At 71.0% G+C, this 14,146-nt stretch carries 6 protein-coding genes; 2 read left to right on the top strand and 4 right to left on the bottom strand.

Annotation, left to right across the window (positions count from 1 at the left end; translation table 11 throughout):
• Window positions 1-465 carry a tRNA (cytidine(34)-2'-O)-methyltransferase gene (locus JOE30_RS12120; protein WP_204866924.1) on the bottom strand — a complete coding sequence of 155 codons (465 nt, stop codon included), beginning with the start codon at window positions 463-465 and terminating at the stop codon, window positions 1-3.
• A gap of 54 nt (window positions 466-519) precedes the next feature.
• Between JOE30_RS12120 and JOE30_RS12125 the strand changes: the two genes are divergently transcribed.
• Entirely contained in the window at window positions 520-1,392 is an 873-nt protein-coding gene (locus JOE30_RS12125) for a bifunctional methylenetetrahydrofolate dehydrogenase/methenyltetrahydrofolate cyclohydrolase (protein ID WP_204866925.1), read from the top strand.
• A gap of 56 nt (window positions 1,393-1,448) precedes the next feature.
• On the top strand, window positions 1,449-1,715 hold the full coding sequence (locus JOE30_RS12130; protein WP_204870313.1) for a DUF3017 domain-containing protein: 267 nt from the start codon (window positions 1,449-1,451) through the stop codon (window positions 1,713-1,715).
• Here the strand turns inward: JOE30_RS12130 and JOE30_RS12135 are convergent.
• The 3 genes from JOE30_RS12135 to JOE30_RS12145 are packed head-to-tail and all read right to left on the bottom strand — an operon-like array spanning window position 1,712 to window position 14,072.
• Window positions 1,712-2,551: an ABC transporter permease gene (locus JOE30_RS12135; RefSeq protein WP_056447645.1), complete on the bottom strand. Its 840-nt coding sequence runs from the start codon at window positions 2,549-2,551 to the stop codon at window positions 1,712-1,714. The genes JOE30_RS12130 and JOE30_RS12135 overlap by 4 nt on opposite strands.
• Window positions 2,548-3,555, bottom strand: coding sequence for an ATP-binding cassette domain-containing protein (locus JOE30_RS12140; RefSeq protein WP_204870854.1), 1,008 nt, complete (start codon window positions 3,553-3,555; stop codon window positions 2,548-2,550). The genes JOE30_RS12135 and JOE30_RS12140 overlap by 4 nt, the downstream gene beginning before the upstream one ends.
• Window positions 3,552-14,072 (bottom strand): non-ribosomal peptide synthetase, encoded by a 10,521-nt coding sequence (locus JOE30_RS12145; protein WP_204866927.1) that lies wholly within the window; start codon window positions 14,070-14,072, stop codon window positions 3,552-3,554. The genes JOE30_RS12140 and JOE30_RS12145 overlap by 4 nt, the downstream gene beginning before the upstream one ends.
• Between the last annotated feature and the right edge of the window lie 74 nt (window positions 14,073-14,146).

Consider the following 14,146-nt stretch of genomic DNA (forward strand, 5'->3'; position numbering starts at 1 on the left):
TCAGACGCTGCCCTCGAAGTCGCACTGACGCCATGCCTCGTAGACCACGACCGACGCGGCGTTGGTGATGTTCATCGACCGGCGCCCCGCCAGCATCGGGATGCGCAGGCGGTCGGTCACGTGCTCGTCGGCCAGTACCTCCGGTGCGAGGCCGGTGGGCTCGGGCCCGAACAGCAGCACGTCGCCGGGCCGGTACGACACCGACGCGTAGGACGTGGTGGCATGGGCGGTGAAGGCGTGGACCCGCTCGGGCGCGAGGGCGTCCCACGCCGCCTCGAGGTTCGGGTGCACCGTGACGGACGCCAGGTCGTGGTAGTCGAGGCCGGCGCGCCGCAGCTTGGGCTCGGACAGGTCGAAGCCGAGCGGTTCGATCAGGTGCAGCTCACACCCCGTACCGGCGACCAGGCGGATGGCGTTTCCCGTGTTCTGCGGGATACGCGGTTCGTGGAACATCAGACGGAACACCTGATCAGACTGCCACGTCCCACCCGCCTGCCCGAGCGTGGGAAACTATGTGGTGTGACCGCAACGCGACTGGACGGCAAACTCACCCGCGACGAGATCTTCGTCGACCTCACCGCGCGCGTGACGGCGCTGCGGGAGCGCGGCGTGACCCCCGGGCTCGGCACGGTGCTGGTGGGCGACGATCCCGGTTCCGCCGCCTACGTCCGCGGCAAGCACAACGACTGCGCCAAGGTGGGTATCGCCTCCCTGCGCCGCGACCTGCCCGCGGACGTCTCGAGCGAGGAACTCGACGCCGTCATCGACGGACTGAACGCGGATCCGGCGTGCACCGGTTACATCGTGCAGTTGCCGCTGCCGAAGCATCTCGACGAGAACCGCGCCCTCGAGCGTGTCGATCCGGAGAAGGACGCCGACGGCCTCCATCCCGTCAACCTCGGCCGCCTGGTGCTGGGCGAGGAGTCGACGCTGCCGTGCACTCCGCGCGGCATCGTGCACCTCCTGCGCCGGTACGACGTCCCGATCGCCGGCGCCCACGTCGTCGTGGTCGGTCGCGGAGTCACCGTCGGCCGGCCCCTCGGTCTGATCCTCACGCGCCGATCCGAGAACGCCACGGTGACGCTGTGCCACACCGGTACCCGTGACCTGGCCACCGAGGTGCGGCGAGCCGACATCGTCGTCGCCGGTGCCGGTGTCGTCGGGCTGATCACCCCGGACATGATCAAGCCCGGCGCCGCTGTGATCGACGTCGGTGTCTCGCGCACCGACGACGGACTGCGCGGCGACGTGGCCGACGGCGTCGACGAGGTCGCCGGCTTCCTGTCCCCGAACCCCGGCGGAGTCGGACCCCTCACGCGCGCGTTCCTGCTGAGCAACGTCGTCGAGCGAGCGGAGCGCATGCTGGCCGCATCGGAGTCGGTCTCGTCATGAGAGGCCGGCTCGGGTCGGCTGTCGGGGGACCGACGCGGCGGAGGCCGGCGCGGGACATGCTCCGGCGCAGCATCCCGGTGGTCGCCGTCGTCTTGGTGATCGTCGTCGCCGTGGCCCTGGTGCTCGCCGATCGGTGGCGCCGCGGCGCGTTCGTCTTCGGTGTCGCGACCCTGATCGCCGCCGCGTGCCGGTTGTGCCTCGGCAGTGAGCGTGTCGGGATCCTGGCCGTGCGGTCCCGCGCGTTCGACACCTTCTCCCTGGCAGCCGTGGGCAGCGCAGTGGTGTGGCTCGCGGTCTCGATCGATCCGCTCGGGACGGACTAGCCCTCGCGCGAGCGAGTGACCCGCAGCGTCAACGGGACGAAGATCGCGAGGATGAGCAGCGAGACGATCACCGAGTACAGCATCGGGTGTGTCGACGCCCAGTTGATCGGTTCGCGGATCGCGACGGACGGCGCGGTGGGATTGCCGAACGACTCGCGCGTCGACCGGGCCACCGAGGTGATCGGGTTCCATTGCGCGACAGCGCGGAGTGGGCCCGGCAGCGTCGACGACGGCACGAACGCGGACGAGATGAAGGTGATCGGGAACAGAATGATCATCAGCGCACTCTGGGCACTCTCGGCCGTGCTGGCGACGGAACCGACCACGGCGCCGATCCACGACATGGCGAAGCCGAAGAACATCAGCAGCAGCACCGCGCCCAGTGCGTCGAGAGCGCTCCCGCGGATGCGCCACCCGACGGCGTAGCCCGCGCCGATCATCACGGCGATGCTCACCACCGACACGAGCATGTCGGAGAGAGTGCGCCCCAGCACGATGGACAGACGCGACATCGGCAGCGAGTGGAACCGGTCGACGATGCCCTCCTTGCTGTCGGTCGCGAGCCCGATGGCCGTGAACGCGGCGCTGAACACGACGGTCTGCGTGAAGATGCCGCCCATGAGGAACTCGCGGTAGGTGGCACCGCCCAGTGCTCCGCCGAAGACGTAGCTGAAGAGCAGGACGAACATGAGGGGCTGAATCGTCGCCCCGAGCAACAACTGTGGGACCCGCAGGATGGTCAGCAGGTTGCGCTGGGTCATGGTCACGCAGTCGACGAGGAAGCTGGAGGCGTTCTGCTCCCGGACGCCGCGGGGACCGACCAGTTCGGCGGTCATGCGGTGGCCGTCGCGAGGGAGGGGGCGGCGGGGGAGGCGCTACCGGTCGACTGGAAGAAGACGTCGTTGAGATCGGGTACGTTCACCCGCGCGTCGCCGACCCGGATACCGGTGCCGTGCAGGCGACTCAGCACGTCGACCATGGATTCGCTGCCCCACGGTGCGTCCACGGTGAACCACCCGGCGGACGCGGAGGCGCGGTGCACGCGGAAGTTCATCCGCGGGAGCAGATCCGCTGCCAGGCGCAGGTCACGAGGGTCGGCGAGGCGCACCTCGACGGACGGCGGACGGACGCGCGACTTCAGATCGGACGGGGTGCCCCTGGCCACGACGACACCGCCGTCGACGACGACGATCGCATCGGCCAGTCGGTCGGCCTCCTCGAGATACTGGGTGGTGAGCAGCACTGCCGTTCCGTCCGCCTTGAGGTCGGTGACGATGTCCCACATGTCGTTCCGACTGCGGGGGTCGAGACCGGTGGTGGGTTCGTCGAGCACGATGAGGGGTGGCCGCGCCACCAGCGCGCCCGCCAGATCGAGACGACGGCGCATACCGCCGGAGAATGTGGAGACCGAGCGGGTTCCCGTGTCGTCGAGGCGGAACCGGGTGAGGAGCTCGCGCGCTCGCGCGCGTGCGTCTCGGCTGCTGAGCCCGTAGAGCCGCCCGAGCATGCGGAGGTTCTCGTAGCCGGTGAGCCGACCGTCGACGGCGGCGTACTGGCCGGACAGCCCGATGAGCCCACGCACCGTGCGCGGGTCCTTCACGGCGTCCACGCCCGCGACGTGGACGGAACCCGACGTGGGCCGGATCAGCGTCGCGACGATCCGCACGGTGGTGGTCTTGCCGGCGCCGTTGGGGCCGAGCACCGCGGTGACCTGTCCCGCAGCGGCCGTGAGGTCGACGCCGTCGAGGGCCCGGTGCGTGTTACGCCGTCCGGTGTAGTCCTTGACCAACGATCGGACGTCGACGGCGAGGGTCGCTCCTCCGGAGAGTCCGGCGGTCACCGGGCACCGGCGAGCAGCGCCGGACGCACACCGCCGAGGCGACGTGCGACGGCGGCCAGCGCGTCCGGCGTGCCCATCGCGTTGTGCGGGACGTCGACGGGGTAGTCGGTGATCGACCCGGCGATGTAGCGCCGCCATGCCCACGGCGTGAGGGTGGGATCGGAATCGACGGTTGCGGAGAAGAACTGGAGATCGCCCGAGAACCGGGCCGGAGTGTGCTCGTGGCCGAGGTCGACGAACAGCTGGTAGCGCTCGTACAGCCGTCGCATCTGCCCTTCGTCGAGATGGGCGGTCGGTCCCCCCGCGCCGCGGATCATGGCGATGGCCGCGTCGAGATCGATGTCGTCGTCGACGGTCACCTCGAGAGGAAGGAACTCACGCATCAGCGACGCCACGGACATCTCGGTGCGCGGGCGGTCGGTGCCGGCGAGGGGATAGGCGTCCATGACGAACAGTTCGACCTCGTCGCTGAGCTTCTCGATCTCCACGGCCATCGCGTGGGCGATGAGGCCGCCGAGTGACCACCCGAGGAGTCGGTAGGGGCCCGTGGGGAACTGGGCGCGCACGGTGTTGACGTAGTCGCGCGCGATCTCCGCGACCGACGCGGGCTCGGGTGCGGGGATACCGATGCCGCGGGCCTGCAGACCCAGCACGGGGATCGACGGATCGAGGTGCGGCAGCAGTCCCGTGTAGCTCCAGGAGAGCCCGATGGCCGGATGCACGCAGATGAGCGGCGTCACACCGTCGTCGCCGGCACGCAACGGCAGTACCGCGTCGGTGCTGGTGCGACGGACCGGCGGCTTCGGTGTGCGAGCGGTCGGCTCGGTGACGGGCGGGGGTGCCGCGTGCGACCCGGTCCTCGTGGCGGTTCCGTTGGCTCCGGACCCGTTCGTGCCCGAGCCGTTCGTGGAGGAACCGTTCGCGTGGCTGCCGCCGTCGCCTCGGGTGCCGTGATTGTCGTCGAGCATGATCAGCTCCTGTACGCGAGCGGACAACGCAGCCGGGGTGGCTGCGTCGAAGAACCAGGTGACGTCGAGGGAATCGGGGTCGACGTCGGTAGCGATGTCGGTACGGAGGCGCTCACGAAGGACGTCCATGACCCGTACCGCGGCGAGGGAGTTGCCGCCGAGAGCGAAGAAGTCGTCGTCCGGGCCGACGGCATCGACCCCGAGCACGTCGGCGAAGACGCTTCGGACGGTGTCGAGCATCGACCGGGCGGGCGCGATCGCCGTGGCGGTGGTCGTACGGGCCGGGGCAGTGCTCGGATGATCCGGGCTCAAGTGATCGGGAGCCAGCGGTTCGAGCCGGCCCAGAGGGATGAGCAGTGCACGTCGGTCGACCTTGCCGTGCGGGGTGCGCGGCAACGACGAATGCACGGTGACCGTCGCGGGGACGAGGGCGCGGGGGAGCTTCTCGGCGGCGAAGCTCCGCAGGGCGGCGGAGTCGACGGTGCCGTGCACCGTCACGTGTGCCGCGAGCGCCGCGCCGACGGAGTTCTCCTCGACGACGACGGCCACCGACGTCACGGCCGGGTGGGCGGCCAGCACGGCCTCCACCTCGGCCGGTTCGATGCGGACACCGCGGATCTTCCTCTGAGTGTCCGATCGGCCCGTCATCTCGACCATGCCGTCGGATGCGACCCGCACCAGGTCGCCGGTGCGGTACGTCCTGCCGCCCGGGCGTCCCGACGGGTCGGCCACGAAGCGTGTTGCCGTGAGCCCCGGGCGCCCCGGATAGCCCTGTGCCACTCCGGGTCCGGAGACGTACAGCTCACCCACGTCGCCGTCGGCGACCGCTACCAGTCTCGTGTCGAGTACGCGCAGGGCGGTGCCGGGCACGGCGAGTCCGATGTGGGGTGCGCGGCCGGCGCGCTGGACACCCATCGTCGCCGCCACCGTGGTCTCGCTGGGGCCGTAGGCGTTGACCATCCGGCGACCCGGGGCCCACGCCTCGAGCAGAGCCGCGGGAAGCGCCTCGCCGCCGGTGCCCACCGACCGCACACCGGACACGGTGTGAGGATCGAGGGTCGCCAGCGCGGCAGGCGTCAGGAACAGCACGTCCACGCGCTCACGCTCGATCAGGGCCTCGAGCGCCCTGCCGGCGTAGGCGGCGGCCGGCGCGACCACGGACGTCGATCCGCGGATCACCGTCACCAGCATCTCGAGGATCGCCGCGTCGAACCCCGGGGACGCCGCGTGCAGGACGCGGGACGTCCGGTCGGTGTCGAACGCCGTTCCGAGGGCCACGGCGAGGCTCTCGAGGCCGCGATGGGTGACGCCGACAGGTTTCGGGCGCCCGGTCGTTCCCGAGGTGTAGACGAGGTAGGCGACGTCGTCGAGGCTGCGCCGGACCGTCGCCGGCAGGGCCGCGTCGGGCATGGAGGGGTGATCGGGCGTTGCGTCGGTGTCGAGGGTCCACCACGTGACGGCGTCCGGCGCGACCACGGGATCCGAGGCCGCTCGCAATGCCAGGACGGGATCCGCGTCGTCGAGGATGTAGCTCAGACGTTCTTCCGGATACGTCGGATCGAGAGGCAGGATCGTCGCGCCGGTCCTCGCGACGGCCCAGAACGCCGTCACCGAGGACGCGGACCGGCTCATCGCGAGCGCCACGGTGCGTCCGGGCCCGGCGCCGGCCGCGCGGAGTCGGTCGGCGAGAGCGTCTGCGGCGGTGAGGAGTTCACCGTAGGTACGGGTGCCCTCGGGAGCGACGACGGCGGGGCGCTCCGGGGAGTCGCGTGCGACCCGCTCGACGAGCACGTCCAGGAACTCCGTCTCGGACGGGAGACGGGACGGGCCCGTCAGGCTCGCGATCGACAGTGCGGGATCGGACGTGGCGCGGTCCAGTGTGTCCACCACGGCGTCGGCCAGATGGCGGGCGGTGCTGGGCAGGAACAGGTCTCGGGCATAGGCGACCGACACGTCGGCACCGCCGTCCGTCCGGGCGCGGACGGTCACGACGAGATCGAAGGCGGATCGCTCCACGGGCAGGCGGAGCGCGGAGACGGTGCGCCCGCCGAGGTCGAGGTGCAGCGGCGGAGCGGCGTGGACCGAGAGCATGATCTGGACGATCGGGTGGCGTGCCGGATGACGTTCGGGCTGCAGTGTCGACACCAGCGTCTCGAACGGAACCGCGGCATGGTCGAGCGCCGCGAGATCGCGGTCCCGCACCACGTCGACGATCTCGTCGAAGGTGGATGCCAACGACACCGGCACCCGCAGCGCGAGGGTGTTCACCGCCATGCCGACCATCGACTCGGCTCCGGCGCGGTCCGCGTACGGGGTGCCGACGACGACGTCCGCCGTCCCGAGCAGCGGGTCGATCCCGGGAGTGTGCGCGGCCAGCACGGCGGCCAGTGCGGCGTGCACCACCATGAACTCGGTACCGCGGTGATCGGCCGCGTAGGCGAGCACGCGATCGCGGACCTGCGGGCTCAGGACCGCGTCGACGACGTCGGCGCGGCCGGTGGGCCGGTCGGGGCGCGGGCTGTTCAGCGGTACCGAGTGCACGGGGGGAGCGCCGTCCAGGACCGAGCGCCAGAAGTCGACGGCGCGGGTGTGGTCGGCGCTGCCCACTGAGAGTGTGAGTGCCAGCGCGTGATCGATGTACTGCACCGGCTCCGTCGGCCACACCGGTGCGACTCCCGTGCGGCGAGCCTCGTAGGCCAGCAGCAGGTCGGTGGTGAGCGGCGCCACCGATTCGCCGTCGGCGGCGATGTGATGAACCGCGACCCCGACGACGTGGGTGTGCTCCGACAGGCGTACCACGACGGCACGGACGGGGGCCTCGGTCGCGAGATCGAACCGTCGCCGGGCGACCTCGTCGAGTGCCGCCTGCACCTCGGGCGCCGACGGATCGAGATCGGAGTCGGAGGGAGTGACCAGCTCGACGGAGACGGGAGCGGTGTCGAGGACCACTTGCACCGGCTCGCCCGCGACCGTGGGATACACGGTGCGCAGCGATTCGTGCCGCGCGATGACGTCGTTCACGGCCGCACCGACGGCGTCGACGTCGAGCGGACCCTCCACGAGCAGTCCGGCCACGATCGTGTACGCCGTGGCGGTGCTCGCCACCTTCGACGAGAACCACATCGACAGCTGCGCCGGGGTCAGCGGGACGGGATCGGGTCGCTCCGCGGGTGTCACCGCGTCGGCCCGTGGGAGGGCGCCCGAATGTGCTGTCAGGTCGGCGAATTCGGGCAGTTCGGCGAGCTCTGCGACAGTGGGGCGATCGAAGATGGTGCGTACGGCGACGGGCACACCGGTGACCTCGGTGATGCGCGCGGCGTAGCGCGTCGCGGTCAGCGACGTTCCGCCGAGCGCGAAGAAGTCCGCTGTGACACCGACGCGCTCGACACCCAGGACCTGCGCGAGCACACCCGCGACGGCTGCTTCCGCGGCGGTTCCGGGAGCGCGGTCGTCCTCGTCGACGAGGACGGTCGGCATCGGCAACGCCGCACGGTCGAGCTTGCCCACCGGTGTCAGCGGAAACGCGTCCACGACGACGATCGCGGTGGGCACCATGTGACGCGGCAGCCGAGTGCGGGCGAGGCGCAGCAGATCGCTCGATCGCAGGGCGGCCGACTCGTCGACGACGGGGTGGACGAACGAGACGAGCACGGTCTCGCCGGTCGGTCCGGGCGTCGTCAGCGTGACGGCTCCACCGACACCCGGTGCCGACGCGAGCACGGCGTCGATCTCGCCGAGTTCGATCCGCAGACCACGGATCTTGACCTGGAAGTCGCTGCGACCGGTGATGCGGACGACCGGTTCGGTGCTGTCGGGATCGGCCGCGAAGGTCCACCGTGCCAGGTCGCCGGTGCGGTAGGTCCGGCTTCCCGGTGGGCCGAACGGGTCGGCGACGAAACGTGTCGCCGTGAGGCCCGGCCGGTCGAGGTAACCCCGTGCGAGTTGTACTCCGGCGAGGTGCAGTTCGCCCTCGACTCCGGGCAGCACCGGGTGCAGCGAGGCGTCGAGCACGGTCGCCCGCATCCCGGCGACGGGGCGCCCGAGTGCGACGTCGTCACCCTCGTGCAGCGTCCTGGCGTGGGTGCAGATCGCGGTCTCGGTGGGCCCGTAGATGTTGATGACGGTGCGTCCGGGCGCGACCGACTCGAGCAGATCCGAGCCGAAGTTCTCGCCGCCGACGCCGAGTGCGGACAGCAGCACCGGGTCGCCGGGGACGAGGTCGTCGGCGGACAGTGTCGACAGGACGGAGGGGGTGAGGAAGCAGTGCGTCACGTCGTGGCGGCGCAGCAGCGTCGCCAGTTCCGTGCCGCCCACGATTCCCGGGGGGACCATCACCAGCGCGCCTCCGGACCCGAAGGCGAGGCCCAGTTCGAGCATCGAGGCGTCGAAACTGGGAGAGGCGAAGGCGAGCACGCGGGCGTCGGTGTCCGCCCCGTAGGCGCGCACCAGTTCGCTCGTGATGTTCGCGTAGCCCTGACGGGTGACCTGGACACCCTTGGGACGTCCGGTCGTTCCCGACGTGTAGGTGACGTACGCCGTGCAGCCGAGCGGAACGACCCAGCCACCGTCGTCGGGACACGCCGGAACGTTCTCCTCGGCGAACAGCGAGTCCGTCGTGGACCACAGGAAGCCGTCGCTCGGGACGTCCGAGGGATCGGAGCACACGGCGTGCAGCGTCTTGCTGTCCCGCACCATGAACGAGCGCCTGTCCGCCGGGTAGTCGGGATCGACCGGGACGATGGCACCACCGGCGCGCGAGACGGCGAGAATCGCGGCCACCGACTCGGTCGAGCGTCGCAGCAGGCCGATCACACGCGTGTCGGCGGAGACGCCGTTGTCCACGAGGCGTGCGGCGCCGCGGGCGACGAGTACCTCGAGCTCCGCGTAGGTGGTCCGGCGGTCGCCGTCGACCACGGCCACCGCGTCCGGGGTGGTCGCGGCGTGGTGGGCCACGAGAGTGTCGAGCGCGGAGGTCGAGTCCGTCGACCGAGCTCGCGCGCGTTCCCGCATCGGCACCGTCGCCGCGCGCTCGGGAGGCAGTAGGACGTCGATGTCGGCGACGAGCGCGTCGGGGTCGGCGGCGATCGCGTCGAGCACGGCCAGGAGTCGATCGAGCACGGCGCGCGCGGTGCGTTCGTCGAACAGGTCGGTGGCATAGGTGAGATCGATGCTCGACCGCGGGCCGGCCTGCCCGGGTGACTCGTCGAGCACCAGTTCGAGGTCGTACTTCGCCCGTGCGACGTCGATCCCGTGGGCGGTCACCCGCGCATCGCCCACCGTGCCCGACGTGTCCGGCGTGCTCCGGGTGGTGAGCATGACGTCGAAGAGAGGGTGTCGGCCCGGAGTGCGCGGTGGGTCGAGCAGGTCGACGAGGGTGTCGAAGGGCATGTCCGCATGGGCCAACGCGTCCAGATCGGCCGCCCGCACGGCGTCGAGATGGTCGGCGACGGTCGCCGCGCCGTCGACCACGGTGCGCAGCACCACGGAGTTGACGAACATGCCGACGACTCCGTCGAGGTCCGGGTGATCGCGTCCGGCGACGGCGGTGCCGATGGTGACGTCGGCTCCTGCTCCGAATCGACTGAGAACCAGCACCAGTGCGGCGTGGACGATCATGAAGTGGGACAGGCCGATTCGACGGGCGAGGGCGTCGACGTGCACTCCACGATCGCCGTCGAGGACGACGGACACCGTCGCGCCCTGTCCGGACGGTTCCGCGCGACGCGGGCGATCGGCACCGGGAGTGGGGACGTCGGGGAGATCCGCGAGCGCGTCGGTCCACCAGGCGGCGGACGTCGCGAGGGCCGACTCCGGATCGTCCGCGGACCCGAGTGCCAGCCGCTTCCATTCCGAGGCGTCCGCGTACTGCACGGGCAGCGGGGACCAGGTCGGGGTGCGGCCCTCGAGCCGCGCGGAGTACGCGACGACGAGGTCGGTGGCCAGCACGCCGAGCGACCACCCGTCGACACACACGTGGTGCAGGACGAGAGCCACGACATGATCGGTCGCCGGTCCGGAGGTGCCGGCGACGCGGACGATCCGGGCGCGCAGGGGCAGGTCGACAGCGAGATCGAAGGGGCGGGACGCGACGTCCCTCAGCGCCGGGAGGACGGCGTCCGCGTCCGGCGCGTCGAGCACGTCGACATCGAACAGAGTGGTGGCCGTGTCGATGTCGACGACGCGCTGCACGGGGCCGTCGACGGTGTCGTCGCGGTCGAAGAGTGTGCGCAGGCTCTCGTGACGATCGAGGACGTCGAGAAGCGCGGCCCGCGCCGCCTCGACCGAGAACGAACCGGTGACGCGGAGGGCGAGCGGCACGTGATACGTCGCCGACGGCCGGTACTGCTCGATCCACCACATGCTGCGCTGGGACGGCGAGGCGGGAATCGGCGCGGACCGGTCGACGGGCACGGGCCCGTCCTGATCGCCGGTGGACGGGGTGCCGTCGTCCAGGTGCAGTGCGAGCGCTTCGACCACGGGGTGCCGGAACACCTCGCGAACCCCGAGGGCATGGCCCCCGACGGCCGAGATGCGGGCGGCGACCCTCGTCGCGAGCAGGGAGTTGCCGCCCAGTTCGAAGAAGTCGTCGGTGGCGGCCACGTCGTCCAGGCCGAGGACGTCGGCCAGGACGCTCGCCACCAGGAGTTCGTTCTCCGATTCCGGAGCGCGCGCGGGACGACTCTCGCGGGCACGCGGTTCGGGAAGGCGTCGCCTGTCGATCTTGCCGTTCGGCGTCAGCGGCATCTCGTCGAGGATCGTGAGCCGGTTCGGCACCATGTAGTGGGGGAGCAGAAGAGCGAGATCGTCGAGCAGTGTGTCGGCGACGGCGCCTGCGTGCGTCATGCGCACGTAGCCCTCGACGGTGCGGAGGGTGCCGTCACCGCGGACCACCACGGCGGCGTCCGCGACGTCGGGCAGCGCTCGCAGCGCCTCCTCGATCTCGCCGAGCTCGATCCGGAATCCGCGCACCTTCACCTGGCTGTCCCGGCGCCCGAGGTAGACCAGGGTGCCGCGGGTGGTCCACTTCACCAGATCGCCTGTGCGGTAGAGCCTGTCGGAGTTCCCGAACGGATCGGCGACGAAGCGCTCGGACGTGAGGGCGGTACGGCCGAGGTACCCGCGAGCGATGCCGGTACCGCCGAGGTAGAGCTCACCCACACAGCCGGGCGGTGTCAGCGCGAGCGAGCTGTCGAGGACGAAGGCGCGGATGCCCGGGAAGGGTGACCCCAGCTCCACCTCGTGTTCGGCGACCAGGGGACCGAACGTCACGGCCACCGTGCTCTCGGTCGGCCCGTACACGTTGACCATCCGGCGTCCGGGCGCCCACTCGTCCACCAGCGCGACCGGGACGACGTCTCCGCCGACTCCGATGGCACGCGGACCCGCGCCCGGCGCCACGGGAACGGTGGCGAGAGCGGAAGGCGTGATGAAGCCGGCGTCGATGCGCTGGGCGTCGAGCACCTCGGCCAGCTCCTCGCCGCCGTGCACGTCGGTGGGCACGACGACCAACGTCCCGCCGGACCCGAAGGCCAACACCATCTCGAGGACGGAGGCGTCGAATCCCGGTGACACGAAGTGCATCACTCGCGCGCCGCGCGGCAGTCGGTGCGCCGAGACGGCCGCGTACGTCATCGCGGCGAAGCCCCGGTGCGTCACCGCGACGCCCTTCGGGGTCCCCGTGCTGCCGGAGGTGTAGATCACGTAGGCGAGGTCGTCCGGTCCGGGGCGCCGCGCTCCCACGAGGCCCCCGCCGGTGAGCGGTGCTCTGTCCTCGTCGACGAGAACCCATTCGACCTGCGCGGGAAGCGAATTCACCAGCGCGCTCGTCGTGACGCCGACCAGCGCGCCACTGTCGCCGATGATGGTGGTGATCCGGTCGGCCGGCAGGGTGGGGTCGACCGGTACGTACGCGCCGCCCGCTTTCGCGATGGACCAGGCCGAGGTGACGGACGCGTGCGAGCGGGGCAGCGCGGACACGACCATGACGTCGGGACCGACACCCAGATCGAGCAACTCGCGGGCCAGTGCGTCCGAGCGGCGGTCGAGCTCGGGATAGGAGAGTGCGATGTCGCCGTCGACGACGGCGGGCACCTTCTCGCCCAGCACCAGCCCGTGCGTGAGGATGTCGGCGAACGTGGCGAACGGCGGCACCAGCGGATCGAGCGCCGGCAGGACGGCGGCACGGTCCTCGTCGGTCACGAGGGACAGCGCGCGCAGTGGTGTGTCGACGTCGGCCTCGGCGAAGTCGACGAGGAAGCGGGCGAACCGTTCGCTGTGGACGACCAGTTCGTCGGCCGTGTACAGGGCGGGGTTGCCCTCGAGGTCCACCCGCAGGCGACCCGTGGTGGTGCTCTCGTGCACCGTCACGGCCATGTCCGCGGTCGGTCCGGAGGTCAGTAGTTCGAGATCGGCCGGAATGTCGCCCAGCACCACGCGTTCGCCGAACATCATGAGGTTGATGGTGGGACCGAGAGTGACGCCGGGGGCACCGAGCAGGTGGGCGATCTCCGAGGCGGGAAGCAGCTGGTGACGGAGTGATTCGCTGACGCGGTTCCCGACCTCGCGGACCACCGAGCCGATGTCGACGCCGCCGCCGCAGTGCGCGGGCACGGGTACCGCGTTGGCGGCCATGGACGCCGACTCGCGCATCCACGACGTCACGCGGGCGGCCATCGGCATCGTCAGGACGACGTCGGGTGTGTCGGTGACCCGCGCGAGGAACGCGGCGAACGCGGCGGCGACGACGACCGCGACGGTGGATCCGTGACGCTCCGCCGCGTCGTGGACCGTCCGGTCCGCCGACGTACCGAGCAGCGTGTCGCAGCGGTGGTTGAACGCGGACGGCGGCGCGACCCGCCCGGACATCGAGACCGGCTCACCGAGGACGTCGCGCAGACCGGCCCAGTGGGCTCGATCGCGCTCGTACCGCGACGACGCCCGGTAGCGCGCCTCGGCCTCGGCGAAGGCCCGGGGATGCCGTGCTCGCGACGGCGGTGGATCCTCGCCGCGTACCAGCGCCGTGTAGATCTCGGCGGTGCGAGCGGCGGCGACCGAGGCTCCGTAACCGTCGATGGCCACGTGATGGCCGCGGGCGTACCAGTAGTGGTGGTCCTCGGCCAGGGTGATGACGGCGGTGTAGCCCAGCGCGTCCCGATACATGTCGAGGGGACGGGTGAACTCCGTCATGATCTCGGCCGCCGCCTCCTCGGGGAACTCGTCGTCGCTGACGTCGATGCGATCGAGGTCGATGTCGAGGAGTGAGAGGTCGAGACGCTGACGGAGCGAGTCGGAGTCGACGTGCTCGTCCTGCGCGTCACTCGTGACGAGGCGGGTGAGCATCGAGCCGGTGTCGAGGGTGGCGAGGCGCATGGCCTGCTCGAGGAGATCGACGTCGAGCGGACCGCGGATGTCCATGTAGTGCGCGACCGCGAAGGTGACCTCGGGGTCGAGTTCCTGCAGCAACCACATGTCCCGCTGAGCCCGGGTGAGATCGAAGACCTGCGTGTAGTCGTCCGCTCCCGCGCCCGAGCCCGGGTGATCGTCCGACATGCTGTTCCCCCGGCTCGCTCGCATCCCCACGTGGGCCCTTCGGTCACCGCAGCGTCGAGCGCTGCGGTGCAGAC

Origin of the sequence: Rhodococcus sp. PvP016, assembly GCF_017832185.1 — a bacterium.
Classification (GTDB): domain Bacteria; phylum Actinomycetota; class Actinomycetes; order Mycobacteriales; family Mycobacteriaceae; genus Rhodococcoides.

Bases quoted from the DNA above. Each gene is read 5' to 3' on its own strand.
- JOE30_RS12130 (WP_204870313.1), top strand. From the start codon at position 1,449: ATGCTCCGGCGCAGCATCCCGGTGGTCGCCGTCGTCTTGGTGATCGTC.
- JOE30_RS12135 (WP_056447645.1), bottom strand. From the start codon at position 2,551: ATGACCGCCGAACTGGTCGGTCCCCGCGGCGTCCGGGAGCAGAACGCC.
- JOE30_RS12145 (WP_204866927.1), bottom strand. From the start codon at position 14,072: ATGTCGGACGATCACCCGGGCTCGGGCGCGGGAGCGGACGACTACACG.